The following is a 26,033-nucleotide window of genomic DNA, read 5'->3' as shown; positions in this document are numbered from 1 at the left end:
CTTTTCTAAGAAGACTGGATGAAAACCCGCGACCGGATTCTCGAATGTGCTTTGCAACTGTTCAACGAAAAGGGCGAGCCGAACGTCTCCACCATGGAGGTCGCCAACGAAATGGGCATCAGCCCGGGCAACCTCTACTACCACTTCCACGGCAAGGAACCGCTTATTCTCGGGTTGTTCGAACGCTTCCAGAATGAACTGGCGCCACTGCTCGATCCTCCGGCGGATGTGGAGCTGGCGCCGGAGGATTACTGGCTGTTTTTGCATTTGATTGTCGAGCGGCTGGCGCAGTACCGCTTCCTGTTTCAGGACCTGTCGAACCTGGCGGGGCGGCTGCCGAAACTGGCCAAGGGCATTCGACATTTGCTCAATGCGCTGAAGCGAACGCTGGCGTCGTTACTGGCGCGATTGAAGGCTGCGGGGCAGTTGGTCAGTGATACGCAGGCGTTGGGGCAGTTGGTGGAGCAGATCACCATGACGTTGCTGTTTTCGCTGGATTATCAGCGGATTCTGGATCGCGAAGGTGAGGTCAGATTGGTGGTTTATCAGATCATGATGCTGGTGGCGCCGCACTTGCTGCCGCCGGTTAAGGTCGCGACGGAGCGGATGGCTCTTCAGTATCTTGAAGACCATGACTGAATCAAAAGCCCCTCACCCTAACCCTCTCCCAGAGGGAGAGGGGACTGATTGGGGGATGCTGTAGAAGTACGCCGACCTGACAGTGCGTTACCGAATCCATAATCGATAAGGTCTTTCAGGTCGGCGTATAGCGTGAGACACCTCGTTCGGTCCCCTCTCCCTCTGGGAGAGGGCTAGGGTGAGGGGCTGTTGGAATTCAGATACAAAAACGCCCGACCTTCACAGGCCGGGCGTTTTGTTTTGCCCTGAAGAATCAGGATTGACTGGTTGGCGTCGACGGCGTCGATGCAGCAGTCGGGGTGGCCACCGGAGTCGGTGCCGCGGCGGAGTTCGACGCGCTCACCGGAGCTGCCGGGGTGGCCGGCCTGGCGGCAGCAGGTGCTGCTGGCTTCGGCGTTGCGGCTTTCGGCGCGGCCGGTTTTTTCACTGCCGGTTTTTTCGCCGCAGCCGGTTTGGCTGCTGGCTTGGCAGCCGGTTTGGCGGCAGCGGTTTTCGCGGCTGGCTTGGCGGCTGGTTTCGCTGCAGTTTTGGCCGCAGGTTTTGCTGCCGGTTTGGCGGCGGCTTTGGCAGCAACCGGTTTGGCGGCTGCTTTGGCTGCTGGCTTGGCGGCAGCGGTTTTCGCTGCAGGCTTGGCCGCTGCTTTTGCCGCGGGTTTAGCCGCCGCTTTTGCCAATGGCTTGGCAGCGGATTTTGCCGCTGGTTTGGCCGCCGCAGTTTTCGCTGCCGGTTTTGCCGCAGCGGTTTTCGCCGCCACAGGTTGAGCCTTCAGACCGGTGAGTTTTTCGATCTGTTTGGTCAGTGTGTCGACCTTGCTGTTGAGTGCCTTGACCTCATTGCGGCTCGGTACACCGAGGCGCGAGATCGCGCTGTTCAGGCGCTTGTCGAAAGCCCCTTCCAGCTCGTCCCACTTGCCCAGTGCGCGATCTTTCACGCCGCTGATGCGCGACTTGGCCGAGGAAGCAGAGTCCTTGGCGGCATCGACTTTTTTGCCGACTGCGGACTTGGTGAGCTTCTCGGCTTTCTCGCCGTCTTTGACCAATGTATCGAAGAGCTTGCTGCCGTCAGTGTCGATCTTCGAGTACACGCCTAAACCAGCCAGCCAGATTTTGCGGGAGTAGTCTTCGACTTTCCCGATCCACGAGCTGCCTTCTTTATCGGTGTTCTTTTTACCAGCCATCCCGTTCTCCTTAAGATTTACGCGCGACGCGTTCGAGCAATGCCGTCAGCTCATCGAGCTTAGCAGAGAGTGTCTCAACGTCATGTTTAGACGGAATGCCGATACGATTCAAGGCGCTTGCTACGCGGGAGTCGAATGCCTTCTCGACCTTGTCGAGTTGAACTTCGACACGACCTTTGAAAGAACTCACTTCGCTCTTGGCTTCATCGATCTCGGCGTTGGCCGCTTCGAGTTTTTCGGTGACGGCTTTTTTGCCTTTCTTTTCAACAGTTTGACCAGTCTTGATCAACTCTTGAAAGTAGTCGCTGCCCTCTTGGCCGACCTTGGCGTAGGCACCCAGGCCTGCCAGCCAGATCTTGCGGGCATAGGATTTGACGTCGCTCAGAGCAGAAGTCGAAGCGTCGATTTTTTTCTTCAAAATTACTTTGGCCATGGTGCACCTCACGCGCAGAAGGTTTGAGGAACTGCCCGCGAAAGTGTCGGGCTCAGGCACAAAGTAGGCAGAAAAATTAGAAACGGCACCCTAACAACTGACATAAAAGCTCGGGTGCACCACAAAATAAATGTAGGAGTGAGCCTGCTCGCGATAGCGGTGTATCAGTCAAAAAATGATGTCGACTGACAGACCGCTATCGCGAGCAGGCTCACTCCTACAGGGGATCGTGTTTCAGACCAGGGCTTTATCGAGGGCTTTCTCGATCTCGGCTTTGATCATGCCGCTCATGGCCGACATCATGATGCCCAGTTCCACGTCGACCTTGATCGAATCGTCCGCCACATGCACTGCGCCTTTCACGCCCGAGCGCTTGAGGTTCAGGGTGTCACCCGACCATTGCGGCTCCAGGCCATATTGTTCGGAGAGTTTTTGCGCCAGTTTGTCGGCCTTCTCGCGGGCGGCTTCCTTGCCCAGGTTGTGGGCACGCTCAACAGTGATTTTGGCCATTGAATGACTCCTGCTTTATGAATAGGTCTCAGTAAATCTTGACCGCCGCTGCGGCAAATCGTCCCGAAGGTTGCCCATCTTACCTTTAGCCATTCCAAGACAAAGCATGGCTTGGGGATTAGAATGTCGCGCATTCTCTTTTGGTGACAGCGATATGACTGATCAGCGCAAAGGCAGCGATGCCGAACCCACCACTCACTTCGGCTTCAAAAACGTTCCGGAAAGCCAGAAAGCGGAAAAAGTCGCTGAGGTTTTCCACTCGGTAGCCGCCAAGTACGACCTGATGAATGACCTTCTGTCGGGCGGCATGCACCGTCTGTGGAAGCGTTTCGCGATCGAACTTTCGGGCGTGCGCAGCGGTAACCGCGTGCTCGACATCGCCGGTGGCACCGGTGACCTGACCAAAAAGTTCTCGCACCTGGTCGGCCCGACCGGCCAAGTGGTGCTGGCCGACATCAACGAATCGATGCTCAAGGTCGGCCGTGATCGCCTGCTCGATCTGGGTGTCGCCGGCAACGTCGAGTTCGTTCAGGCGGACGCGGAAAAACTGCCGTTCCCGGACAATCATTTCGATTGCGTGACCATCGCCTTCGGCCTGCGCAACGTGACGCACAAAGAAGACGCCCTGCGCTCGATGCTGCGCGTGCTCAAGCCCGGCGGTCGTTTGCTGGTGCTGGAATTCTCCAAGCCGACCAACGCGCTGATGTCGAAAGCCTACGACGCTTACTCGTTCGCCTTCATGCCGCTGATGGGCAAGCTGATCACCAACGACTCGGAAAGCTATCGCTATCTGGCCGAATCGATCCGCATGCACCCGAATCAGGAATCCCTGAAGTCGATGATGGTCGACGCCGGTTTCGACCGCGTGACCTATCACAACATGACCGCAGGCATCGTCGCCCTGCACCGTGGCATCAAGCCCTGATGTTGCTCACCGGGCTGCTCGCCAGCGTTGAACTCGGCCTCAACCGGGTGCTGCGTCTCGACAGCACGGCGCTGCCGCGGCTGGCGCATTTGACCGGCAAGGTGATTGCCGTCGACTGCCGCAGCCCGGCGCTGCAACTGTTCATTTTGCCGAGCGACGAAGGCCTGATGCTGGCCTCGCACTGGGAAACCGGCGTCGACTGCACCCTGCGTGCGCCGGCCTCGAGCCTGATCAAACTGGCCGTGAGCAAAGACAAGACCGCGGTGCTGCACGCCCCGGAAGTCGAACTCGATGGCGACAGCGGCGTGCTGCTGGAGCTGGCCGGTGTGCTGCAGGACCTTGAGCTGGACTGGGAGTACGAACTCTCGCGCTGGCTCGGCCCGGTCGCCACGCAACTGGTCGGTGGCCATCTGCGCAGCCGCGCGCGCTGGTATCAACAAGGATTTGCCAGCCTCAACCAGAACCTCGCCGAATACCTCGCCGAAGAATCGCGCACCCTCGTCGGGCAGCGCGAAGCCGAAGCGCGGTTCAGCGAACTGGACCGGATCAAACTTGATCTGGAACGTCTCGAGGCGCGTTTCGAGCGCCTTTCCCGATCCCTCGACCCAAGCGATAACGCATGAAGCTGCTCGCCGTCCGCCGTCTGCTGCGCATCCAGTCTGTCGTGATCCGCTACCGCCTCGATGACCTGCTGTTCGATCTGCCGCTGCCCTGGTTTCTCCTGGCGCTGCGCTATGTGCTGCCGTGGCGCTGGTTCCCGCGCAAGCCGCTGGACCTGAGCCGGGGCGCGCGTCTGCGTCTGGCGTTGCAGGATCTCGGGCCGATCTTCATCAAGTTCGGGCAGATTCTTTCGACCCGCCGCGACCTGCTGCCGGAAGACATCGCCGATGAGCTGATGCTGTTGCAGGACCGCGTGCCGCCGTTCGATTCGCAGCTGTCGATCAAGCTGATCGAAGAACAGCTGGGCAAGAAAATCAGCGACGTGTTCAGCCGTTTCGACGTCGAACCGCTGGCCTCGGCGTCGGTGGCGCAGGTGCATGCCGCGCAGCTGAAAACCGGCGAAGAAGTGGTGGTCAAGGTGATCCGCCCGGGTCTGAAGCCGATCATCGCGCAGGATCTGGCGTGGCTGTTCATCCTTGCCCGCGCCGCTGAAAAACTCTCTGCCGACGCACGTCTGCTGCACCCGGTCGACGTGGTCCAGGACTACGAAAAAACCATTTACGACGAATTGGATCTGCTGCGTGAAGCGGCCAACGCCAGCCAGTTGAAGCGCAATTTCGAAGGTTCGCCGCTGCTGTATGTGCCGCAAGTCTATTGGGACTGGTGCCGGCCGAAAGTGCTGGTGATGGAGCGCATCTACGGTATTCAGGTCACCGATCTGGCGACCCTTGCCGATCAGCGCACCGACATGAAAATGCTCGCCGAGCGCGGCGTGGAGATTTTTTTCACCCAAGTGTTCCGCGACAGTTTCTTCCACGCCGACATGCACCCAGGCAACATCTTCGTCAGCACCGTCAATCCGTGGAGCCCGCAATACATCGCGATCGACTGCGGCATCGTCGGCAGCCTGACCCCGGAAGATCAGGATTATCTGGCGCGCAACCTGTTCGCCTTCTTCAAGCGTGACTACCGTCGTGTGGCGCAACTGCACATCGACTCGGGCTGGGTGCCGGCGGAAACCAAACTCAACGAATTCGAAGCGGCGATCCGTACCGTGTGCGAACCGATCTTCGAAAAACCGTTAAAAGATATTTCATTTGGCCAGGTGCTGATGCGCCTGTTCCAGACCGCGCGGCGCTTCAACATGGAAGTGCAGCCGCAACTGGTGCTGCTGCAAAAGACCCTGTTGAACATCGAAGGCCTCGGCCGTCAGTTGTATCCGGATCTGGATCTGTGGAACACCGCGCAGCCGTTTCTGGAGCGCTGGATGCGCGAGCGCGTCAGCCCGAAAGCCTTGCTGGGCAACGTGCAGAGCCAGTTCGAACAACTGCCGCACCTGGCCAACATGGCCCGCGATCTGCTCGAACGCATGTCCCAGCCGCACGCCTACGACCCACCGCCGCCATGGCATAAACGCAAGGATGACTGGTTCCTGCGCCTGCTCGGTTGCGCGCATCTGGCCGGCGGGGTGATCCTCGCCATCGGTGGCCCATTGCACGAATTGGGGCATTGGCCGGCGGGAATCATGGTGGCAGTCGGCTTGTATCTGGTCGTTCGCCGATAGCACGAATCAGCTGCAAGTTATAAGCTGCGAGCTGCAAGCCTGACGATACTGGAACACCGCAATCTGCTTTTACTTGCAGCTTGAAGCTCAAAGCTTGTAGCTGCGTTTCGGGAATTGAAGATGAAAAACTGGCTGGACGAGATCAAGTGGGACGCTGATGGCCTGGTGCCGGCGATTGCCCAGGATCACAAGACCGGACGCGTGCTGATGATGGCCTGGATGAACCGCGAGGCGCTCGAACTGACCGCTGCGGAAAACCGTGCAATCTACTGGTCACGTTCCCGTGGCAAGCTGTGGCGCAAGGGCGAGGAGTCCGGCCATGTGCAGACCTTGCATGAGATGCGTCTGGACTGTGACGCCGACGTGATCATCCTGATGGTTGAACAGATCGGCGACATCGCTTGCCATACCGGCCGTCAAAGCTGCTTTTACCGCGTCTTCGAAAACGGCGACTGGAAGACAGTCGACCCGGTTCTGAAAGACCCGCACGCAATCTATTCCGCAGGACACAAACATGAGTGACACCCTGACCCGCCTCGCTCAGGTACTTGAAGAGCGCAAAGGCGCAGCCGCCGACAGCTCGTATGTGGCCAGTCTGTATCACAAGGGTTTGAACAAGATTCTGGAGAAAGTCGGCGAAGAGTCGGTCGAAACCATTATTGCCGCCAAGGACGCCGCGATCAGTGGCGACTGCAGCGACGTGATCTACGAGACAGCCGACCTATGGTTCCACAGCATGGTCATGCTCGCCCAACTGGGGCAGCATCCACAGGCTGTGCTGGATGAACTGGATCGCCGCTTTGGCTTGTCCGGACACGTCGAGAAAGCCTCGCGTCCGTCCGCCTGAACAATTTTTCGAGAGGAACAGCAACATGGGCATTTTTGACTGGAAACACTGGATCGTCATTCTGGTTGTCGTGGTGCTGGTGTTCGGCACCAAGAAACTGAAAAACCTCGGCACCGACGTCGGCGAGTCGATCAAGGGCTTTCGCAAAGCCATGAACGACGACGAAAAACCGGCCGCTGATCCTACCGTGACGCCTGCGCAGCCAGTGCCACCGGTGCAGCCGCAAGCCACCGCTCAGGCCAACCCGCCGCACACCATCGACGTGCAGGCGCAGAAAGTCGAAGAGCCGATCCGCAAAGACGTGTGAGCACTGACTAATGTTTGGTATCAGCTTCTCTGAACTGCTGCTCGTCGGCCTCGTCGCCCTGCTGGTGCTGGGCCCCGAGCGTCTGCCGGGCGCTGCGCGCACTGCTGGCCTGTGGGTCGGTCGGCTGAAGCGCAGCTTCAACGCGATCAAACAGGAAGTTGAACGTGAAATCGGTGCCGACGAGATCCGTCGGCAACTGCACAACGAGCACATTCTGTCGCTGGAGCAAGAAGCGCGGAAGATTTTCAGCCCGGTTCAACAGGAACCGACGCCGGTTGAGCATGTGGGTCAGCAGACGATTCATGCGCCGACCGCGCCTGTTACGCCAGCACCGGCACCCGCTGCCGTTGTAACACCGACAGAGCCGGCGCCAGCCGCTGTGGAACAATCTGTTGAACACGTTGCGCCAAACGCCGCGCCGATCACACCAGCGCCACACGACACCACTTTGCCGCCGCGAGCCCCATGAGCGATCTCCCCGAAAACGACCAGCACATGCCGCTGGTTTCGCACCTCACCGAGTTGCGCACCCGTCTGCTGCGTTGTGTGGCGGCGATCTTCATCATCTTTGCCGGGCTGTTTGCGTTCACCCAGCAGATCTACACCTTCGTCTCGACGCCGCTGCGCCAGTACCTGCCAGTCGGCGCGACGATGATCGCCACTGACGTGTCGTCACCGTTCCTGACGCCACTGAAGCTGACGATGATGGTCTCGCTGTTCCTCGCGATCCCGGTGATCCTGCATCAGATCTGGGGCTTTATCGCGCCAGGCCTGTACAAGCATGAGAAACGCATCGCAGTGCCGCTGCTGGTGTCGAGCATTCTGCTGTTCTATACCGGCATGGCGTTCGCCTATTACTTCGTGTTCCCGCTGATCTTCAAATTCTTCGCTGCAGCCACCCCGGCCGGCGTGGAAATGATGACCGACATCGCCAGTTACCTCGATTTCGTCATGACGCTGTTCTTCGCCTTCGGCGTGGCGTTCGAGATCCCGGTGGCCGTGGTGCTGCTGGTGTGGATCGGCGTCGTTGACGTCGCCTACCTGAAGAAAATCCGTCCGTACGTGATCATCGGCTGCTTCGTGGTCGGCATGATCCTGACGCCGCCGGACATCTTCTCGCAAACCCTGCTGGCCGTGCCGATGTGGATGCTGTTTGAAATCGGCATCCTGTTCGGTGGCCTGATCAGCAAGCGCGAACGCCCGGACGAGAACCCGGCCGACGACCACAACGACCAGCCGCCAGCGACCCAGGCATGAACCTGCTGTTGCTCGAAGAGGCCGATTTCATTGCGGCCGACCGCGTGGTGCTGCGTGATCGCCGCCTGACCCATATGCAGGAAGTTCACCGTTCGGAAGTCGGTGACAGCCTGCGCGTAGGGCGCATCAACGGGCTGATGGGTTCCGCTGAGTTGCTGCGCCTCGAAGCGGGTGAAGCCGAGCTGCGCGTCACTCTCGATCAGCCGCCACCGGCCAAACTGCCGTTGACTCTCGTGCTGGCGCTGCCGCGTCCGAAAATGCTCCGCCGGGTGTTTCAAACCGTGGCGACCATGGGCGTGTCGAAGGTAATTCTGGTCAACAGCTATCGGGTCGAGAAGAGTTTCTGGCAGACGCCGTTTCTTGAGCCTGAGGCGATTCGCGAAAATTTGATCCTCGGCCTCGAACAGGCGCGCGACACCGTGCTGCCGGAGATCATCATCGAGAAGCGCTTCAAGCCTTTCGTTGAAGATCGGTTGCCGGCGATTACCGACGGCACCCTCGGTTTGGTCGGCCATCCGGGTAACTATCCGCCGTGCCCGCGCGCCTTGAGCGAACCAGTGACGTTGGCCATCGGCCCCGAAGGCGGCTGGATTCCTTACGAAATCGATCTGCTGGCCAAGTCCGGCCTGCAACCAGTGCAACTCGGCGAACGTATCCTGCGCGTCGAAACCGCCGTCACCGCCCTGCTCGCCCGCCTCTTCTAACCAAACACCGCTCCCCTGTAGGAGCTGCCGCAGGCTGCGATCTTTTGATGTTGTTTTTAGAAGCAAGATCAAAAGATCGCAGCCTTCGGCAGCTCCTACATTGATACCGTGCAGGGCCGGCGGATAAATGGTGTTACAGATTGCCATCACTCGGCCGATACCCTCTCCATAAGTCCAATTAGTGGTCGGGGAGTCGTCGCATGTACCGTTGGTTAGCCGAGAGTCTTGGAAACGTCAGCGTCAAACGCAAGCTGGGAATCGGTTTCGGCCTGGTGCTGTTGCTGACACTGTTGATCACCTTCACCGGCTGGACCGGCATGAGCGGCATTATCAGCCGTGGTGACAAGCTCGGTTTTATCTCAAGCCTCAATGAGCTGACCAAGGACCTGCGCCTCGCGCGCATGGACTACGACATGCGTCGCGGCGAGCAGGGACCGGGCACGGTCAACGAATTCCTGAGCAAACTCGAAAGCGGCCTGCAATCGGCGCGCGGCATGATCGAGCAGCCGTCCGATGTGGCGATGGTCGATCAACAATTGGCTGCCGTGGCCGAATACAAGCGTGCCTTCGGCGAAATGACACAGGCCACCGTGCAACGTGAAGACGCACGCAGCAAACTAGGCGCCAATGCCGACAATGCCGTGTCCAAGGTCGGCGAGGTCGAGAGCGCACTACTGCAAGGCGACAGCGTCGCGCAATACAACGCGGTGATCGAACTGAGCAAACTGCTGCAGCAAGCGCGCTATCAGGTGCGCGGTTACACCTACAGCGGCAAGGCCGATGCCGAGCAACCAGCCCTGACCGCGATCGACAATGCCCTGAAAAACCTCGAAAGCCTGCCGTCCCGCGTCCCAGATCAGCATATCGCCAACCTGCAGCAAGCCACCGACTCGCTTAAGGCTTACCGTGCAGCCGTGGCGCAATTCCGTGATTCTCAAGTAAAAAACGCTGCAGCACTGGCCAACATGTCTGCTCAGGGCGACATTTTGATCGCCGTCAGCAAGAAACTGACCGAATCGCAGACCGTGGTTCGCGACACCGACGCTGCACGCGCCAAGAACCTGCTGCTGATCGCCACCGCGCTGGCCGTAGCGTTCGGCTTGCTGGCCGCTTGGGCGATCACTCGCCAGATCATCATCCCGCTGAACCAGACCCTGAAAGTCGCCGAGCGCGTCGCTGCCGGCGACCTGACCCACAATCTGGTGTCCCTGCGCCGCGATGAACTGGGCCAACTGCAACGCTCGATGCAGAGCATGACCCAGGGTCTGCGCGAACTGGTCGGCGGAATCAGCGACGGCGTCACCCAGATCGCCAGCGCCGCCGAAGAACTCTCCGCCGTGACCGAGCAGACCAGCGCCGGGGTCAACAATCAGAAAATCGAGACCGATCAGGTCGCCACCGCCATGAACGAAATGGCCGCCACCGTGCAGGAAGTTGCGCGCAACGCCGAGGAAGCGTCCGAAGCCGCCGTCGCCGCCGACCAGCAAGCACGCGAAGGTGACAAAGTCGTCGGCGAAGCCATCGCACAGATCGAGCGTCTGGCCGTTGAAGTCGGTCACTCCACCGAGGCCATGGGCGAACTCAAGCGCGAAAGCGACAAGATCGGCAGCGTCCTCGACGTGATCAAATCCGTGGCCCAGCAAACCAACCTGCTGGCCCTCAACGCGGCCATCGAGGCTGCGCGTGCCGGTGAAGCCGGACGTGGCTTTGCCGTGGTCGCCGATGAAGTACGCAGCCTCGCCCAGCGCACGCAGAAGTCCACCGAAGAGATCGAAGAGCTGATCGTCGGCCTGCAGAACGGCACCCAGCAAGTGGCGACGATCATGGACAACAGCCGCACCCTCACCGACAGCAGCGTTGAGTTGACCCGTCGCGCGGGCGGTTCACTGGAAAGCATCACCCGCACGGTTTCGGCGATTCAAGCGATGAACCAGCAGATTGCGGCAGCGGCCGAGCAGCAGAGTGCAGTGGCGGAAGAGATCAACCGTAGCGTGCTGAATGTGCGGGATGTCTCGGATCAGACGTCGGCGGCGAGTGAAGAAACTGCGGCGTCCAGCGTTGAGCTGGCACGTCTGGGGACCCATCTGCAGATGCTGGTCGGTCGATTCAAGGTCTAGCCCAATGATCGTTCCCACGCTCTGCGTGGGAATGCATCCTGCGACGCTCCGCGTCGCGCATACAAAGGGACGCGGAGCGTCCCGGGCGGCATTCCCACGCGGAGCGTGGGAACGATCTGGTACTACAAGACCTGACGCAAGAAGGCCTGAGCGCGCGGATCCTTCGGCGCATCAAAGAACTCTGCCGGTGCAGCATCTTCAAGCAATTTACCGTGATCGAAGAACAACACCCGATCCGCCACTTCCCGGGCAAAGCCCATCTCGTGGGTCACGCAGACCATAGTCATGCCTTCCACGGCCAGGTTTTTCATCACGTCCAACACCTCACCGACCATCTCAGGGTCAAGCGCCGAGGTCGGCTCATCGAACAGCATGACCTTCGGCTCCATCGCCAGCGCCCGGGCAATCGCCACGCGCTGTTGCTGACCGCCGGACAGGCGTGACGGAAACTCGTTGGCCTTCTGCGCAATCCCGACCTTTTTCAGCAACTCCATCGCCTTGGCTTCGCGCTCTATCTTGCCGCGCTTGCGCACGACTTTCTGCGCCAGACAGAGGTTTTCCAGCACGGTCATGTGCGGGAACAGGTTGAAATGCTGAAACACCATGCCGACTTCGCGACGGTAGGCGTTGACGTCGGTTTTCGGGTCGGCCAGTTGCAGGCCGTCGATGCTCACCGAGCCGGAATCGAATTCTTCCAGGCCATTGAGGCAGCGCAGGAAGGTCGATTTGCCGGAACCGGACGGGCCGATGACCACCAGCACTTCGCCCTTGGCCACCGTGGTACTGACGTTATCCACCGCGCGCACCACTTGCCCACGGGTGTCGAAGACTTTTACCAGATCGCGGACTTCAATCACTTTGCGCGAGCCTCCGCTCAAGCCGGCTGGCGATTTTCGACAGCGGCAGGTTGATCAACAGGTACAGACCGGCGACGCAGAACAGGATTTCGAACGGCGAAAACGAGGTGGTGATGACTTCACGGCCGCTTTTCAGCAGCTCGGTGATGGCGATTACCGACACCAGCGAGGTGTCCTTGACCAGACTGATGAACTGCCCGGCCAGCGGCGGCAGCACGCGTTTGAACGCTTGCGGCAGCACCACATGGCACATCGACTGACCCGCGCTCAAGCCGAGCGAACGCGCCGCTTCGTTCTGGCCACGGGCAATCGACTGCACGCCGGAACGGATGATTTCCGCCACATACGCGCCGGTGAACAGCGACAGCGCGGCGATCCCGGCGAATTCGCGGGACAGGTTCATCACCGTGCCGATGAAGAAATAGAAAATGAAAATCTGCACCAGCAGCGGCGTGCCGCGTACCAGTTCAACGTAAATGGTCGAGAGGTCGCGCAGGGTCGGGTTGCTGGACAGACGGCAGAGGCCGGTGACCAGACCGATCAACAGACCTAGTACGCCAGACACCACCGACAGCCAAAGCGTCGTCCACAGGCCCCACAACAGCGGTCCTGCCGCCCAATGGCGAGTCACGCCCACGACGTCACCTTCGGCCACATCGTCGCCCTGAGCGAATTGCAGGCTGTTCTCGTCGACGGTCAGGTGCTGCTCGTCACCGGCATCGTTGCGCAGAGTGACGACAGCGCTGCTGCCCTTGCGCACCAGTTCGGTGACGGTGGAAATGTCAGTGGCACGCTGGGTTTCTTCAGCCTGATAGGCGAAGTACTGCGGCACGCGGTTCCAGCGCCATTCGTAGGACATCAGCGACGTCGCGTAATACAACGCGCCAGCCAGGCCGACCAGCACCAGCACGGTGAGGACGTGCCAGGGCCATTGGGCTTTTTTATGTTTCATTGCAGGTTCCGGATTTTGTGTTGCTCTGGAGGGCCTCTTCGCGAGCAGGCTCGCTCCCACAGGGGAATGCATTCCAATGTGGGAGCGAGCCTGCTCGCGAATGGGGCGACTCGGTCTATGCGACCGGGCTTATTCCATGTCCTTGAGCCACTCGGTGCTCTTGAACCACTTGTCATGGATGCGATCGTAGGTGCCGTCTTCGTGGATCTGGTGCAGGAAGTTGTTGATGAAGTTGAGGCTGTCGTAATCACCCTTCTTCAGACCAAACGCCAAAGGCTCGTAGGTGAACGGTTTGTCGAGGAACACCAGTTTGCCGGCACCGACCTTGGTCACCGCAACCACGTTGTACGGCGCATCGTAGATGAAGGCATCCGCTTTGCCGTTGACCACGTCGAGCACGGCTTCCTGCTCGTTGTCGTAGCCGTGGTACTTGGCTTTGGAGATCAGCTTCTTGGCGACCATCTCACCGGTGGTGCCGAGCTTGGAGGTGATGCGGTAGTCGGCGGTGTTCAGGTCTTTGTACGACTTGATGGTGCCTTCCAGCTCCTTGCGGATCAGCAGGGTCTGGCCGACCACGATGAACGGTTCGCTGAAGTTCAGGCGCAGATTGCGTTCCTGAGTCAGGGTCATGCCGCTGCCGATCATGTCGAACTTGTCGGTCATCAGCGCCGGGATGATGCCGTCGTACCCGGTCGAAACCAGTTCCAGTTTGACGCCCATAGCCTTGGACATGGCTTTGAGGATGTCGACTTCAAAGCCGATGATTTCGCCGCGCTTGTTGGTCATTTCGAACGGCATGTAGGTCGGATCCATACCGACTTTCAACGTGCCGCGCTTGACCGCGTCATCGATTGCGCCGGCCTGCGCCGCATTGACTGCAACCAGTGCCGTGACGCCGACCAGCAGCATCGACAGATACTTCTTCATCTTCAAGTCCCCAAAACCATTGCGTGTGCGGCGCGAAAACCAACAGAGACAGGCAAAAAAGCCCGGGTGCGCCAATTCGGGGACGGATGCTAACGCACTCGTTTTTTTGCACAAGGTTTAATGGACGATTTGTTTAACAATCAAGAGCTGACCCTCACCCCAGCCCTCTCCCCTAGGGAGAGGGGGCCGACCGAGGTGTCTCAAGCTATACGCCGACCTGAAAGATCGAGTCGATTATGGATTCAGCACAGCAAGATCAGGTCGGCGTACCTCTGCAGCATCCCCCAATCGGTCCCCTCTCCCTCTGGGAGAGGGCTAGGGTGAGGGGCTTTTCAGCGCCATAAAAAAACCCCGCATTATCGCGGGGTTTCTTTATCAGGCCGGCTGAGCCTGCAGGCTCACCGGTCGCAACGGCAGCAGCGGCGCATGCGGATCAGCTTTCACCGAAGCCCGCCACGCATCCAGCCACTCGGCGTGACCTTCCGCCCAGACCTGCTCGTGCAAACGCGCCAGTGCCACAGGGTCGCTCAGCAGTTGCAGACGATCATGGTTGTTCAGCCCGGCCGGGCCAACCTTGATCGCGTGACGCACACGTTCCTGACGCAGCCACTCGATCGGCTCGGCCTGACCGTGACGCGAGGTCGCCAGCGAGCACGCCAAAGCGTTCTGCTGTGGATCGACCACTGCGCGGACAAAGCCGTCGTTGAGGGCGTGGTAACGATTTTCGTGGGTGTACTGATCGGTCGCCAGCAGCGCCTGTGGCGGATTGTATTCCTCAGGGATGAGGAACAGGCTCTCGTCACGGGACTTCAGACCCAGCCCGACACGGCTGGAGATCACGGAAACCGGGATCGACAGCATCAGCGAACCGACGATCGGCACCAGCCACCAGAGGAAGCTCGGATTCAGCCAGATCACCAGCAGCGCCCAGCAGAAGCCCAGCAGGGTCTGCGGGCCGTGGCGTTTGACCGCTTCGCTCCAAGGCGTCGAGTCGTCGTCACGCTGCGGGGAATTCCAGGTCGCGGCCCAGCCGAGGAACGCGGCCAGAACGAAACGGGTGTGGAAAATCATCCGCACCGGCGCCAGCAGCATGGAAAACAGCATCTCCAGCAGCATCGACAGGGTCACCTTGAACTTGCCGCCGAACTCTTTCGCGCCCTTGGCCCAGATCAGGATGATGCTCAACAGTTTCGGCAGGAACAGCAGCACGATGGTCGTCGAGAACAGCGCGATCGCCTTGTCCGGGTGCCATTGTGGCCACAGCGGATAGAGCTGACGCGGTTCGAGGAAGTACTGCGGCTCCATCAGCGTGTTCACCGCCAGCAGCGCGGTCGACAACACCAGGAAGAAGAACCACAACGGCGCCGACAGGTACGACATCACGCCCGTCAGGAACACCGCACGGTGCACCGGGTGCATGCCTTTGACCAGGAACAGACGGAAGTTCATCAGGTTGCCGTGGCACCAGCGACGGTCACGCTTGAGTTCGTCGAGCAGGTTCGGCGGCAGTTCTTCGTAGCTGCCCGGCAGGTCGTAGGCAATCCACACGCCCCAACCGGCACGGCGCATCAGCGCGGCTTCAACGAAGTCGTGAGACAGAATCGCACCGGAGAACGCGCCCTTGCCCGGCAACGGCGCCAAGGCGCAGTGGTCGATAAACGGCTTCATGCGGATGATCGCGTTGTGACCCCAGTAGTGCGATTCACCCAACTGCCAGAAGTGCAGACCGGCGGTAAACAGCGGGCCATAAACGCGGGTCGCAAACTGCTGCATGCGCGCATACAGGGTGTCCATGCCCGACGCACGCGGCGCGGTCTGGATGATCCCGGCGTCCGGCGTGGCTTCCATCAAGCGCACCAGACTGGTCAGGCACTCGCCGCTCATCACCGAGTCGGCGTCGAGGACGACCATGTACTTGTAGTCACCGCCCCAGCGACGGCAGAAGTCATCGAGGTTGCCGCTCTTGCGTTTCACACGACGGCGACGGCGACGGTAGAAGATCTTGCCGAAGCCCTTGGCTTCGCGGCAGACATCCAGCCAGGCTTGTTGCTCGGCGACGCAGATGTCGGTGTCGTTACTGTCGCTGAGGACGAAAAAGTCGAAGCGATCCAGATCACCAGTAGCAGCCACCGACTCGAACGTTGCGCGCAGACCGGCGAACACGCGCGGTACGTCTTCGTTGCAGATCGGCATGACCAACGCGGTGCGCGCGTCTTTGGCAATCGGCTCGTTGCCGGCGCTTTTGCCGGAGATACGGTATTTATCGTGACCGGTGAGCAACTCGAGAAAGCCCATCAACGCGGTCCAGAAACCTGCCGAGACCCAGCAGAACAGAATCCCGAACAGAATCAGGATGCTGGTTTGCAGCGCATACGGCAGCACTTGCGTAGCGGTTTGCAGCAGTGGCTGGTGCAGGACTTCTTCGAGATCGACAAACGACCAGCCCTGGTACGGCATGATGCCTTTCATGTACCAGCCGGCAACGATGGTCTGGCCGAGCATCAGCAGCAACAGGATGTAGCGACGGATCGAACCGACGGTGCGCCAGCGCGCGGCCGGCAAGACGTTTTCGTCTTTCGGCGGTTGCGGCGGGTTGGTGCGACCGGTCATACGGCGCCAGCCACGCACCAGAATATTGGTGCGCCACGGCTCCGGCACAACCTTGGTCCGACGGATCGGCGGCGTAGCCTTCATGCTGACGCGACCACTGGCGTCGAGCACCAGCATCTCCGCGTCTTCAAGTTCTTCGGCGGTGCTCAGGGTCAGGCGCTTGCCCACCGAAGCCTGGGCGGCCTCGGCAGGGGCGTCGAACGTCGAGGACGACAGGCGTTCATGCAGCTCGCTGAACGACTGGCAACCCGCGAGTTCCGCGCGCTGCTCGTCGGTCATCGGCAGATGCGCCAGATACTCGGACAGAGTCTCTGGCTGTACTTGAGAGTTACTCATCGGCAGGCAACTGATAGCTCCAGGTCTCGGTCAGGACTTCTTCAGTCGGCGCCGATTCCGGTGTGGCTGGGGCCGCGTCGGCAGCAACTGGCTGCTTGGCGTCTTTGTTGGCCTTGTCCTTGGCATCTGCAGCTGGCTTGGCGTCGGCCTGTTTGGCCTCGGCTGCCTTGGCTTCCCTGTCGATTTTCTCTTGTTGCTTGGCGGCAACCTTGTCGGCCTTGGCGACGGACGAGTTGGACGCCGGTACCGATTTCGCCAGATCAGCGGTCACGACCGGCTGCACCAGAGCGGCACGCATCTCGGTCGACTTGCTCGCGTCCTTGATTTTCATCCGCAGGGTCAAGCGCCAGCCTTTGGTTTCCGGGTTGTAGCGCACGCTGTTCTCAACCAGCTCGGCGTTATCGCCGACACTGACCTGACTGCGCACGTCGGCATCCGGTGCCAGAGCAGCCAGCGATGGACCTTCGAAGTCGACCAGGTAAGCAACGCTGCCATCCGGCTGACGGATCAGGTTCGATTGCTTGACGTCACCGGTCGAACGCAGGGTCTGCGATACCCAGGCGCTGTCCGGCGCATGAATCGCCGCTTCGTCCATGGTCCAGTGCATGCGGTAAGCGAAGTCCAGCGGCTGACCCGGCTCCGGCATTTTTTCCGGGCTCCAGAACGCAACGATGTTGTCGTTGGTTTCATCGGCAGTTGGAATTTCTACCAGATCAACGGTGCCTTTGCCCCACTCGCCCTTCGGCTCGATCCAGGCGCTTGGGCGCTTGTCGTAGCGGTCGTCGAGGTCTTCGTAGTGGCTGAAGTCGCGGCCACGTTGCAGCAGACCGAAACCACGCGGGTTCTCGACGCTGAAGTTGCTCACGGCCAGGTGTTTCGGGTTGTTCAGGGGACGCCAGATCCACTCGCCGTTGCCGGCATGAATCGACAGACCGCTGGAGTCATGCAGTTCGCGACGGTAGTTGAGGACTTTCGACGGCTGGTTGGCGCCGAACAGGAACATGCTGGTCAGCGGCGCGATGCCCAGTTTGCCGACCTTGTCACGCAGGAACATCTGCGCTTTGACGTCGACAATGGTGTCGCTGCCCGGACGCAGGATCAGACGGTAGGCACCGGTGGCGCGCGGCGAATCCAGCAGGGCGAAAATCACCAGGTGCTTGTCGCCCGGCTTCGGCTGTTGAATCCAGAACTCGCGGAAACGCGGGAATTCCTCACCCGACGGCAGCGCGGTATCAATCGCCAGACCACGCGCCGAGAGGCCGTAGGTGTGGCCCTTGCCGACAACGCGGAAGTAACTCGCGCCGAGCATGGTCATGATTTCGTCTTGCTTGTCGGCCTTGTTGATCGGGTACAGCACACGGAAACCGGCATAACCCAGTTGTTCAGTGGCTTTCGGATCGAATTTCAGGTCGCCGAAATCGAAGCGCGTCGGATCGTATTTGATCTCTTCGACGGTGTTCGCTGTGATTTCGTTGATTTTCACCGGTGTATCGAAGTGCATACCCTGGTGATAGAAGGACAGTTTGAACGGGGTCTTCTGATCAGCCCACTCAGCCTTTTCGGTGAGGAAGCGGATTTTCTGATAATCCGCGAACTTCATGTCGCGGAATTCGTTCGGCAGGTTGCTGCGCGGGGCTTCGAACTTCTGCCCGGCCAGTTCTTTAGCCTTCGCCGATACATCGTCAAGATTGAACGCCCAAAGCTGGCCGGCGCTGAGCAGGCACAGGAGCGCCGAACCCGCTACCAGGGCACTTCGCATGCGTTTGGCAGACATTTTTGCTGCATTACAGGGACTAACAATCACGAGCAACCCTCGCCGAAAACAGATCAAAAAACCAACGGCCAGCTATCTATATGCCAGGTTGGCGAGCATTGTTCCGACTCCGCTGGGGCAAAATGATTCCCCAATCGGATCCAGACAAGTCTCTACCTAAGTCAAAAATGAATCAGCGAACGCTGATCCCAGTGCGCGCGATTATCTAGTAGCCCGCATGACAACGCATCAGGGGTAACAAAGTATTTATCGCGAAAACACCTTAAAAACAGTCGAAATTTCCTAAAAAGGTGTTTCAAGCGCTTTCAGGTCTGTAACAAAAAGGTAACCGGGCCATCGTTGACCAAATGCACCTGCATATCGGCGCCGAATCTACCTGATGCCACAGTGCCATGCACCTGTTTCGCACTGCTTAATAGATAGTCGAACAATTCCTCGCCCAACGCGGGTGGCGCAGCCGTCGAAAAGCTCGGGCGCAACCCGCTTTTGGTGTCGGCCGCGAGGGTGAACTGCGAGACCAGCAGCAACCCGCCACCGACATCGGCGAGGGACAAGTTCATCTTGCCCTCCGCATCACTGAATACCCGATAGTTAAGCAGTTTATGCAGAAGTTTGTCGGCGCTGGTACGCGTGTCGTCGGGTTCGACCGCCACCAGCACCAGCAAACCGTGATCTACCGCGCCTACCACCTCACCCGCGACTTCGACCCGCGCACCGCGAACGCGCTGTAAAAGCCCCTTCATGCTTCTTCGGGCGGCAGGTCGAGCAGGCGCCGGGCCATGTTGCCCGCCGCGCGCACCAGTGCATCGGTGATGCCCGGTTCAGAGGCCGCGTGACCGGCGTCGCGGATCACCTGCAGTTCGCTGTTCGGCCAGGCCTGGTGCAATTCCCAGGCATTGTCGAGCGGGCAGATCACGTCGTAACGACCGTGAATGATCACGCCCGGCAGATGAGCGATCTTGCCCATGTCGCGAATCAGCTGGTTCGGCTCAAGGAAAGCGTTGTTGGTGAAGTAGTGGCATTCGATCCGCGCGATCGACAGCGCGCGCTGCGGCTCGGAGAAACGATCGACCACCAGCGGGTTCGGCCGCAGGGTCGCGGTGCGCCCTTCCCAGGTCGACCAGGCTTTGGCGGCGTGCATCTGGGCGATCTGGTCGTTGCCGGTCAGGCGCTTGTGGAAGGCGCTGAGCAGATCGTCGCGCTCGTCCAGCGGAATCGGCGCGATGTAGTCCTGCCAGTAATCGGGGAACAGTCGGCTGGCACCGGCCTGATAGAACCACTCGATTTCCTGCGGGCGGCAGAGAAAGATCCCACGCAGGATCAGCCCGTGCACACGCTCAGGGTGGGTTTGTGCGTAAGCCAGCGCCAGGGTCGAACCCCACGAGCCGCCAAACAGCACCCATTTATCGATGCCCAAGTGTTTGCGGATGCGCTCAAGGTCGGCGACCAGATCCCAGGTGGTGTTGTTTTCCAGGCTCGCATGCGGGGTGGAGCGACCGCAGCCGCGCTGGTCGAAAGTGACAATACGGTAAAGATTCGGATCGAAATAGCGACGGCTTTGCGCGTCGCAACCGGCGCCGGGGCCGCCATGAATGAACACAACCGGCAAACCCTCCGGTGAGCCGCTTTCGTCGACGTACAGCGTATGGGTGTCATCGACAGCCAGATCGTGCCGGGCGTGAGGTTTGATCTGCGGAAACAAAGTCTGCATTGCGCGCTCCGTAAGGGGTCGAGGTCATCCCTGGGGGGACTTCTATTATTCTGCCGTTGGGCATCATAAACCCGATTTACGTCAATGAGCATGCTCCAGAGCAGTCACCGTTTGTCAGCCGTAAACTTCGCAGGCTGGACACCATCCTGTGGGAGCGAGCCTGCTCGCGAATGCGGTGTGTCATTCAACGTAGATGTTGGCTGAATGGACGCCTTCGCGAGCAGGCTCGCTCCCACAGGGGTTACGCGGCGTAGTGAGACTTTGCCCACGCCAGATAGCCTTGCAGCAGTTGCTTGAGCACTACTTGCGTCGGTTCGGCCAGATCGGCGCGATAGCGGAACGGTTCGAACTCTTCCATGTAGGTGCTCTGGCACAACTCCAGCTGCACCGCGTGGATGTTCTCGGCCGGGTTGCCGTAATGGCGGGTGATGTGGCCGCCCTTGAAGCGGCCGTTGAGCACGTGGCTGTAGTTGCTGTGGCCGGCGCAGATTGCTTCGAGCTGACTGGCCAGTTGCGGATCACAACTGGCGCCGTTGAAGGTACCGAGGTTGAAGTCCGGCAGTTTACCGTCGAACAGATGCGGGATGATCGAACGGATCGAGTGCGCATCGAACAATAGCGCGTAACCGAATTCGGCTTTCAACCGCGCCAGCTCTTCCTGAAGCGTGCGGTGATACGGTGTCCAGATTTGCTCAAGGTAAGTTGCGCGCTCTTGTTTCGACGGCTCGTGCCCTTCGCGGAACAACGGAATGCCATCGAACAGCGTCGCCGGGTACAGTCCGGTGGTGGCGCCGGCGTACAGCGGTTTGTCGTCGGAGGGCCGGTTCAAATCGATGACAAACCGTGAGTACTCTGCGGCCAACGTGCTGGCGCCCAGTTCTTCGGCGAAGTCGTAAAGCTGGGGGATATGCCAGTCAGTGTCCGGGAGGCTTTTCGCATCGGCGATCAACCCGGCGTCCACCGCTGGGGTCAGGCGCACACCGGCATGGGGCATGCTGATCAGCAGCGGCACGCGACCTTGTTTGAAGTTCAGAACCTTATCCACAACCGCTCTCCTACAGACTTGATTCGACGCCGTGACGCACGACGCGTTTGTCCAGATCACCGCCGAGCCAATAGGCCAGGTCCGCCGGACGATCGATGTGCCAGGCAACGAAATCCGCGACCTTGCCGGCTTCCAGCGAACCGTGGCTAGCCGCCATGCCCAGCGCTTGCGCAGCGTGAATCGTCGCGCCGGCCAGGGCTTCTTCCGGAGTCATGCGGAAGCACGTGCAGGCCATGTTTAGCATCAGGCGCAACGACAGCGCCGGCGAGGTGCCGGGGTTGAGGTCGCTGGCAATGGCGATTTTCACGCGATGCTTGCGCAAGGCGTCCATTGGCGGCAGTTGGGTTTCACGCAGGAAGTAGAACGCGCCCGGCAGCAGCACGGCGACGGTGTCGGACTCAGCCATGGCGATGGCGTCGGCCTCGTCCATAAACTCCAGATGATCGGCGGACAACGCCTTGTATCGAGCAGCAAGACTGGAGCCGTGCAGCGACGACAATTGCTCGGCGTGCAGCTTCACCGGCAGACCAAGTTTTTGCGCGGCGATGAACACGCGCTCGACTTGCTCTGGCGAGAACGCCAGGTATTCGCAGAAGGCATCCACGGCGTCGACCAGACCTTCAGCCGCTAGGGCCGGGAGCATCTCGGAGCAAATCAGATCGATGTAATCGTCGGCGCGATCCTTGTACTCCGGTGGCAACGCGTGGGCAGCCAGACAAGTGCTGCGCACGCTGATCGGCAACTCTTTGGACAGGCGACGGATGACCCGGAGGATCTTGCGTTCATTGGCCAGATCGAGGCCGTAGCCGGATTTCATCTCGACTGTGGTCACGCCATCGCGCATCAGGCTTTTCAGACGCTTGGCGGCGCTGGCGAACAGCTCGTCTTCAGTCGCTTCGCGCGTCGCGCGCACGGTGCTGGCGATGCCACCGCCGGAGGCTGCGATCTCGGCGTAGCTGACGCCTTGCAGGCGCTTTTCAAATTCGCCACTGCGGTTACCGCCGAACACCGTGTGGGTGTGGCAGTCGATCAGGCCGGGGGTGACCCATGCGCCTTGCAGGTCGTTGACCGCCGGGTATTCGCCGGACGGCAATTGATTGCGCGGGCCGATCCACTCGATGTGCGCACCGGACGTCACGATGGCCGCATCCTCGATGATCGAGTAGACGCCTTGCGCCATGGTTGCGACGTGGCAGTGTTGCCAGAGGGTTTTCACTGTTGGCCTCCGTTGGGGTTGGTTTGGTGGGTGGTCTTGAAAGCCCCTCACCCTAGCCCTCTCCCGGTGGGAGAGGGGACTGACCGTGTTGTTCTGTCGAGGTACATCGACCTGAAATTTTTGAGCCGAACTCAGGCTCTGAAAACCACGAAGATCGGCTCCCTTCCCCCTCTCCCCCCTGGGGGAGAGGGCTGGGGTGAGGGGGATCGATGTCTCGAACAACAAAAATCCCCCTGACAGTCCACTTACAAACTAGGCAAAAGCTCTGCCGAAACCAGCTCGGTCAAACACCGCGAAGCCAACAGTTCAGTCGCCGCATTGATGTCCGGAGCAAAAAACCGGTCCTTCTCATAAAACGGCACTTCCTTACGCAAAATCGCCCGCGCCTGTTCCAGCTTCGCCGAGGTCTTCAGACCGTTGCGCAGATCCAGCCCCTGCACCGCCGCCAGCCATTCCACCGCGAGAATGCCGCGAGTGTTTTCGGCCATTTCCCACAGACGTTTGCCGGCCGCCGGAGCCATCGACACGTGGTCTTCCTGGTTAGCCGAGGTCGGCAGACTGTCCACCGAATGCGGATGCGACAACGCCTTGTTTTCGCTGGCCAGTGCCGCCGCAGTTACTTGAGCAATCATGAAACCGGAGTTCACCCCGCCATTGGCGACGAGGAACGGCGGCAGCTGGGACATGTGCTTGTCCATCATCAGCGAGATGCGGCGCTCCCTCAGCGAGCCGATTTCGGCGATAGCCAGGGCCATGTTGTCAGCGGCCATGGCCACCGGTTCGGCGTGGAAGTTACCGCCGGAAATCACGTCGCCTTCAGCGGCGAAGACCAGCGGGTTATCCGATACGGCGTTGGCTTCGACCGCCAGTACTTCAGCGGCCTGACGGAACTGCGTCAGGCAGGCGCCCATGACTTGTGGCTGGCAGCGCAGCGAATACGGATCCTGCACCTTCTCGCAGTTCTGGTGCGAGTCAGAGACTTCGCTGCGCTCACCGAGCAGATCACGATAAGCAGCAGCCGCATCGATCTGCCCTTTCTGGCCACGCGCCGCGTGAATGCGTGCATCGAACGGCGAGCGCGAGCCCAATACCGCTTCAACGGTCAGACCACCCAGCGCCAGTGCGCCCGCGAACAAATCTTCACCCTCAAACAAACCACGCAGGGCGAACGCCGTGGAAACCTGAGTACCGTTGAGCAGCGCCAGACCTTCTTTAGCCGCTAAAGTCAGCGGCGTCAGGCCAGCCACTTTCAGTGCTTCAGTGGCTTCCATCCACTCACCCTTGTAGCGCGCCTTGCCTTCACCCAGCAGCACCAGCGACATATGCGCCAACGGCGCGAGATCGCCCGAAGCACCCACCGAACCTTTCAGCGGAATATGCGGATAGACCTCGGCATTGATCAGCGCGATCAGCGCATCGATCACCACGCGGCGAATACCGGAGAAACCACGGCTGAGGCTGTTGACCTTGAGCACCATGATCAGCCGCACCAGTTCATCGCTGATCGGCTGGCCAACACCGGCGGCGTGGGACAACACCAGCGAGCGCTGCAGGTTTTCCAGGTCTTCGCTGGCGATGCGGGTCGAGGCCAGCAGGCCGAAACCGGTGTTGATGCCGTAAGCGGTGCGATTCTCGGCGAGGATCTGCTCGACGCAGGCGACGCTGGCTTCGATCTGCGCCGAGGCGCTGTTGTCGAGCGTCAGCTTGACCGGGTTCTGGTAGACATCACGCAGTTGGGCCAGGCTCAGTTGGCCGGGAATCAGGTTCAGCGCAGTCATTTTGTGCTCCTTTTGAGAGTTTGTTATTAACTCGCCAGACGCTCCGGAGATGTCCGTTGTCCGTCGCGTCTCGCCTTTTGGGGAGTCGCGCCTTGGCACGCTGGCGTGGGTATTGTCAGTGCAGATTCGGTAATACGTTGTGCAGCGAATTCGGGTTTTTCAAAACGTTCGCGGCGGCGGCGATATCCGGCGCCAGCCAGCGATCCTGGTCGTAGGCAGGAACCGTTTCGCGCAGCAGTCGCCACGCGCGGTCAGTGCCCGCGCCAAAGCGCTGTTCCTTGAGGAATTCAAACGCCTGCGCCGCCAGCAGATATTCGATGGCGAGAATCTGCGTGCAGTTTTCCAGCGCACGATGCAGCTTCAGCGCGGCGTTGGTGCCCATGCTCAAGTGATCTTCCTGCAGGCCCGAGGTGATGTAGTTGTCGAGCACCGCCGGTTGCGCCAATTGGCGGTTCTCCGCACACAGCGACGCAGCGACGTACTGGACGATCATCATCCCCGAGTTCACCCCGGGATTGGCCACCAGAAACGCTGGCAGACCGCTGACGTGTGGATTGACCAGACGATCAAGACGACGCTCGGCGATCGAGCCGATTTCGGCCATGGCAATCGCCAGCAAATCCGCCGCCATCGCCACCGATTGGCCGTGCGGGTTGGCTTGCGACATCACCCGGAAATTGTCCGGTGTGCCGAGCAACAGCGGGTTGTCGGTGCAGCCGTTAAGTTCGGCTTCGACCTGTTTGATCGCATGTTCCAGTTGATCGCGTGCAGCGCCGTGCACCTGCGGGATCGAGCGAATACTCAGCGCATCCTGAGTGCGAATGCCTTTGCTCGACGCAATCACTTCACTGCCATCGAGCAAGGCGCGTAGATTGATGCCGACCTGCTGCATGCCCGGGTGCGGTTTCAGCGCGATGATCTCAGCGTCGAACGCATCGATCTGGCCGCGCTGGGCTTCGAAACTCATTGCGCCGATCACATCGGCCCATTGCACCAATCGTGTCGCATCGGCAATCGCCAGACAGCTGAGGCCGGTCATGCACGGCGTGCCGTTGACCAGGCACAAACCGTCCTTCGCACCCAGTAGCACCGGCTTCAAGCCTTCTTCGGCCAATGCCTGTTGCGCCGAAGTGATCTGCCCGCGATAGCTGACATTGCCGACGCCGAGCAGCGCGATGCCGATATGTGCCATGTGCGTCAGGTAACCCACCGAACCTTGCGACGGCACTTGCGGGGTAATGCCGCGATTGAGCAGCGCCAGCAGCGCTTCGACGACCCGGCGGTGGATGCCGGATTTGCCGTGGCTGTAGTTGTGAATCGCTGCGCAGATGATCGCGCGGGTCTGCTCGTCGGCGAGTACCGGGCCAACGCCGCAGGCATGGCTGAGCAAGGTGTTGCGCGAGAGCTGGCTGAGTTGTTCGTCTTTCAGGGAAACGTTGGACAAACCGCCCAGGCCGGTGTTGACGCCATAGGCACGCTCGCCGCTTTCGACGATGCGCTGGACGATGCCTTGCGCATTTTCGATGCGCGCCCAAGTGTCGCTGGACAACTCGAGAAGCGCACCGTGACGGGCGACAGCGACCACGTCCTGCCAGCGCAGAGGGGCACCGGTGATAATGATTTTTTCAGCCTGGGACATCTAAAAAACCTCTTGAACAAGATCGTTCCCACGCTCTGCGTGGGAATG

The 26,033-nt window shown here is 60.1% G+C and carries 25 protein-coding genes; 11 read left to right on the top strand and 14 right to left on the bottom strand.

Annotated features, from left to right (window positions below):
* The first annotated feature begins 18 nt into the window (after positions 1-18).
* On the top strand, positions 19-639 hold the full coding sequence (locus PspS49_RS02010) for a TetR/AcrR family transcriptional regulator (RefSeq protein WP_007909369.1): 621 nt from the start codon (positions 19-21) through the stop codon (positions 637-639).
* A gap of 253 nt (positions 640-892) precedes the next feature.
* Here PspS49_RS02010 and PspS49_RS02005 read toward each other — a convergent pair whose 3' ends face one another.
* From PspS49_RS02005 to PspS49_RS01995, 3 genes are all read right to left on the bottom strand, one after another.
* Positions 893-1,816, bottom strand: a complete 924-nt coding sequence (locus tag PspS49_RS02005) for a phasin family protein (protein ID WP_160037926.1) — start codon at positions 1,814-1,816, stop codon at positions 893-895.
* 10 nt (positions 1,817-1,826) lie between these two features.
* Entirely contained in the window at positions 1,827-2,249 is a 423-nt protein-coding gene (locus PspS49_RS02000; RefSeq protein ID WP_095120734.1) for a phasin family protein, read from the bottom strand.
* A gap of 234 nt (positions 2,250-2,483) precedes the next feature.
* Entirely contained in the window at positions 2,484-2,759 is a 276-nt protein-coding gene (locus tag PspS49_RS01995) for a polyhydroxyalkanoic acid system family protein (RefSeq protein WP_077570393.1), read from the bottom strand.
* A gap of 154 nt (positions 2,760-2,913) precedes the next feature.
* On the opposite strand from PspS49_RS01995, the gene ubiE reads away from it, so the two are divergent.
* The 10 genes from ubiE to PspS49_RS01945 all read left to right on the top strand — a co-directional run bounded on the left by ubiE (position 2,914) and on the right by PspS49_RS01945 (position 11,140).
* Positions 2,914-3,684 (top strand): bifunctional demethylmenaquinone methyltransferase/2-methoxy-6-polyprenyl-1,4-benzoquinol methylase UbiE, encoded by a 771-nt coding sequence (gene ubiE / locus PspS49_RS01990; RefSeq protein WP_160037924.1) that lies wholly within the window; start codon positions 2,914-2,916, stop codon positions 3,682-3,684.
* Positions 3,684-4,307: an SCP2 domain-containing protein gene (locus PspS49_RS01985; RefSeq protein WP_007909360.1), complete on the top strand. Its 624-nt coding sequence runs from the start codon at positions 3,684-3,686 to the stop codon at positions 4,305-4,307. The genes ubiE and PspS49_RS01985 overlap by 1 nt, the downstream gene beginning before the upstream one ends.
* Entirely contained in the window at positions 4,304-5,908 is a 1,605-nt protein-coding gene (ubiB, locus tag PspS49_RS01980; RefSeq protein ID WP_038360035.1) for a ubiquinone biosynthesis regulatory protein kinase UbiB, read from the top strand. The genes PspS49_RS01985 and ubiB overlap by 4 nt, the downstream gene beginning before the upstream one ends.
* Positions 5,909-6,028: 120 nt before the next feature.
* Entirely contained in the window at positions 6,029-6,430 is a 402-nt protein-coding gene (hisI, locus tag PspS49_RS01975) for a phosphoribosyl-AMP cyclohydrolase (protein ID WP_007909357.1), read from the top strand.
* Positions 6,423-6,755 (top strand): phosphoribosyl-ATP diphosphatase, encoded by a 333-nt coding sequence (locus PspS49_RS01970; RefSeq protein ID WP_003220849.1) that lies wholly within the window; start codon positions 6,423-6,425, stop codon positions 6,753-6,755. The genes hisI and PspS49_RS01970 overlap by 8 nt, the downstream gene beginning before the upstream one ends.
* 25 nt (positions 6,756-6,780) lie before the next feature.
* Positions 6,781-7,062 carry a twin-arginine translocase TatA/TatE family subunit gene (locus PspS49_RS01965; RefSeq protein ID WP_003220847.1) on the top strand — a complete coding sequence of 94 codons (282 nt, stop codon included), beginning with the start codon at positions 6,781-6,783 and terminating at the stop codon, positions 7,060-7,062.
* A gap of 10 nt (positions 7,063-7,072) precedes the next feature.
* Entirely contained in the window at positions 7,073-7,531 is a 459-nt protein-coding gene (gene tatB, locus PspS49_RS01960) for a Sec-independent protein translocase protein TatB (protein WP_095120736.1), read from the top strand.
* Positions 7,528-8,319: a twin-arginine translocase subunit TatC gene (tatC, locus tag PspS49_RS01955; protein WP_007909342.1), complete on the top strand. Its 792-nt coding sequence runs from the start codon at positions 7,528-7,530 to the stop codon at positions 8,317-8,319. Before tatB ends, tatC begins: the two co-directional genes overlap by 4 nt.
* On the top strand, positions 8,316-9,023 hold the full coding sequence (locus PspS49_RS01950) for a 16S rRNA (uracil(1498)-N(3))-methyltransferase (RefSeq protein ID WP_160037922.1): 708 nt from the start codon (positions 8,316-8,318) through the stop codon (positions 9,021-9,023). The genes tatC and PspS49_RS01950 overlap by 4 nt, the downstream gene beginning before the upstream one ends.
* A gap of 200 nt (positions 9,024-9,223) precedes the next feature.
* Complete coding sequence (locus PspS49_RS01945; protein WP_095120738.1) at positions 9,224-11,140, top strand: methyl-accepting chemotaxis protein; 1,917 nt, start codon at positions 9,224-9,226, stop codon at positions 11,138-11,140.
* Between the two features lie 122 nt (positions 11,141-11,262).
* Here the strand turns inward: PspS49_RS01945 and PspS49_RS01940 are convergent, their stop codons facing one another.
* The 11 genes from PspS49_RS01940 to hutH (PspS49_RS01890) all read right to left on the bottom strand — a co-directional run bounded on the left by PspS49_RS01940 (position 11,263) and on the right by hutH (PspS49_RS01890) (position 25,985).
* Entirely contained in the window at positions 11,263-11,997 is a 735-nt protein-coding gene (locus tag PspS49_RS01940; protein WP_160037920.1) for an amino acid ABC transporter ATP-binding protein, read from the bottom strand.
* Positions 11,990-12,949 (bottom strand): amino acid ABC transporter permease, encoded by a 960-nt coding sequence (locus PspS49_RS01935; RefSeq protein WP_160037918.1) that lies wholly within the window; start codon positions 12,947-12,949, stop codon positions 11,990-11,992. The genes PspS49_RS01940 and PspS49_RS01935 overlap by 8 nt, the downstream gene beginning before the upstream one ends.
* A 129-nt stretch (positions 12,950-13,078) precedes the next feature.
* Entirely contained in the window at positions 13,079-13,876 is a 798-nt protein-coding gene (locus tag PspS49_RS01930; RefSeq protein WP_034152980.1) for a transporter substrate-binding domain-containing protein, read from the bottom strand.
* Positions 13,877-14,251: 375 nt separating this feature from the next.
* Positions 14,252-16,822, bottom strand: coding sequence for a glucans biosynthesis glucosyltransferase MdoH (mdoH, locus tag PspS49_RS01925; RefSeq protein WP_095120741.1), 2,571 nt, complete (start codon positions 16,820-16,822; stop codon positions 14,252-14,254).
* Positions 16,815-18,596, bottom strand: a complete 1,782-nt coding sequence (locus PspS49_RS01920) for a glucan biosynthesis protein G (protein WP_174245038.1) — start codon at positions 18,594-18,596, stop codon at positions 16,815-16,817. Before PspS49_RS01920 ends, mdoH begins: the two co-directional genes overlap by 8 nt.
* Before the next feature lie 305 nt (positions 18,597-18,901).
* Positions 18,902-19,339, bottom strand: a complete 438-nt coding sequence (gene dtd, locus PspS49_RS01915) for a D-aminoacyl-tRNA deacylase (RefSeq protein WP_007909321.1) — start codon at positions 19,337-19,339, stop codon at positions 18,902-18,904.
* Positions 19,336-20,307, bottom strand: a complete 972-nt coding sequence (gene pip, locus PspS49_RS01910) for a prolyl aminopeptidase (protein WP_008080611.1) — start codon at positions 20,305-20,307, stop codon at positions 19,336-19,338. Before pip ends, dtd begins: the two co-directional genes overlap by 4 nt.
* A 241-nt stretch (positions 20,308-20,548) precedes the next feature.
* Positions 20,549-21,352, bottom strand: a complete 804-nt coding sequence (gene hutG / locus PspS49_RS01905) for an N-formylglutamate deformylase (RefSeq protein ID WP_160037914.1) — start codon at positions 21,350-21,352, stop codon at positions 20,549-20,551.
* 10 nt (positions 21,353-21,362) lie between these two features.
* Complete coding sequence (gene hutI / locus PspS49_RS01900; protein ID WP_150775685.1) at positions 21,363-22,568, bottom strand: imidazolonepropionase; 1,206 nt, start codon at positions 22,566-22,568, stop codon at positions 21,363-21,365.
* Positions 22,569-22,813: 245 nt separating this feature from the next.
* Positions 22,814-24,346, bottom strand: a complete 1,533-nt coding sequence (gene hutH, locus PspS49_RS01895; RefSeq protein WP_160037912.1) for a histidine ammonia-lyase — start codon at positions 24,344-24,346, stop codon at positions 22,814-22,816.
* 115 nt (positions 24,347-24,461) lie between these two features.
* Positions 24,462-25,985, bottom strand: coding sequence for a histidine ammonia-lyase (gene hutH / locus PspS49_RS01890; RefSeq protein WP_127925511.1), 1,524 nt, complete (start codon positions 25,983-25,985; stop codon positions 24,462-24,464).
* Positions 25,986-26,033 lie beyond the last annotated feature (48 nt).

Source organism: Pseudomonas sp. S49 (assembly GCF_009866785.1).
Classification (GTDB): domain Bacteria; phylum Pseudomonadota; class Gammaproteobacteria; order Pseudomonadales; family Pseudomonadaceae; genus Aquipseudomonas.
The sequence above is the reverse complement of the archived record's forward strand: the minus strand, read 5'-3'. Positions and strand labels throughout refer to the sequence as shown.

What these genes read in the sequence shown, in the direction of transcription:
- PspS49_RS02010 (WP_007909369.1), top strand. Translation starts at nt 19, where the DNA reads ATGAAAACCCGCGACCGGATTCTCGAATGTGCTTTGCAACTGTTCAAC.
- PspS49_RS02005 (WP_160037926.1), bottom strand. Translation starts at nt 1,816, where the DNA reads ATGGCTGGTAAAAAGAACACCGATAAAGAAGGCAGCTCGTGGATCGGG.
- PspS49_RS02000 (WP_095120734.1), bottom strand. Translation starts at nt 2,249, where the DNA reads ATGGCCAAAGTAATTTTGAAGAAAAAAATCGACGCTTCGACTTCTGCT.
- PspS49_RS01995 (WP_077570393.1), bottom strand. Translation starts at nt 2,759, where the DNA reads ATGGCCAAAATCACTGTTGAGCGTGCCCACAACCTGGGCAAGGAAGCC.
- ubiE (WP_160037924.1), top strand. Translation starts at nt 2,914, where the DNA reads ATGACTGATCAGCGCAAAGGCAGCGATGCCGAACCCACCACTCACTTC.
- PspS49_RS01985 (WP_007909360.1), top strand. Translation starts at nt 3,684, where the DNA reads ATGTTGCTCACCGGGCTGCTCGCCAGCGTTGAACTCGGCCTCAACCGG.
- ubiB (WP_038360035.1), top strand. Translation starts at nt 4,304, where the DNA reads ATGAAGCTGCTCGCCGTCCGCCGTCTGCTGCGCATCCAGTCTGTCGTG.
- hisI (WP_007909357.1), top strand. Translation starts at nt 6,029, where the DNA reads ATGAAAAACTGGCTGGACGAGATCAAGTGGGACGCTGATGGCCTGGTG.
- PspS49_RS01970 (WP_003220849.1), top strand. Translation starts at nt 6,423, where the DNA reads ATGAGTGACACCCTGACCCGCCTCGCTCAGGTACTTGAAGAGCGCAAA.
- PspS49_RS01965 (WP_003220847.1), top strand. Translation starts at nt 6,781, where the DNA reads ATGGGCATTTTTGACTGGAAACACTGGATCGTCATTCTGGTTGTCGTG.
- tatB (WP_095120736.1), top strand. Translation starts at nt 7,073, where the DNA reads ATGTTTGGTATCAGCTTCTCTGAACTGCTGCTCGTCGGCCTCGTCGCC.
- tatC (WP_007909342.1), top strand. Translation starts at nt 7,528, where the DNA reads ATGAGCGATCTCCCCGAAAACGACCAGCACATGCCGCTGGTTTCGCAC.
- PspS49_RS01950 (WP_160037922.1), top strand. Translation starts at nt 8,316, where the DNA reads ATGAACCTGCTGTTGCTCGAAGAGGCCGATTTCATTGCGGCCGACCGC.
- PspS49_RS01945 (WP_095120738.1), top strand. Translation starts at nt 9,224, where the DNA reads ATGTACCGTTGGTTAGCCGAGAGTCTTGGAAACGTCAGCGTCAAACGC.
- PspS49_RS01935 (WP_160037918.1), bottom strand. Translation starts at nt 12,949, where the DNA reads ATGAAACATAAAAAAGCCCAATGGCCCTGGCACGTCCTCACCGTGCTG.
- PspS49_RS01930 (WP_034152980.1), bottom strand. Translation starts at nt 13,876, where the DNA reads ATGAAGAAGTATCTGTCGATGCTGCTGGTCGGCGTCACGGCACTGGTT.
- mdoH (WP_095120741.1), bottom strand. Translation starts at nt 16,822, where the DNA reads ATGAGTAACTCTCAAGTACAGCCAGAGACTCTGTCCGAGTATCTGGCG.
- PspS49_RS01920 (WP_174245038.1), bottom strand. Translation starts at nt 18,596, where the DNA reads ATGTCTGCCAAACGCATGCGAAGTGCCCTGGTAGCGGGTTCGGCGCTC.
- dtd (WP_007909321.1), bottom strand. Translation starts at nt 19,339, where the DNA reads ATGAAGGGGCTTTTACAGCGCGTTCGCGGTGCGCGGGTCGAAGTCGCG.
- pip (WP_008080611.1), bottom strand. Translation starts at nt 20,307, where the DNA reads ATGCAGACTTTGTTTCCGCAGATCAAACCTCACGCCCGGCACGATCTG.
- hutH (WP_160037912.1), bottom strand. Translation starts at nt 24,346, where the DNA reads ATGACTGCGCTGAACCTGATTCCCGGCCAACTGAGCCTGGCCCAACTG.
- hutH (WP_127925511.1), bottom strand. Translation starts at nt 25,985, where the DNA reads ATGTCCCAGGCTGAAAAAATCATTATCACCGGTGCCCCTCTGCGCTGG.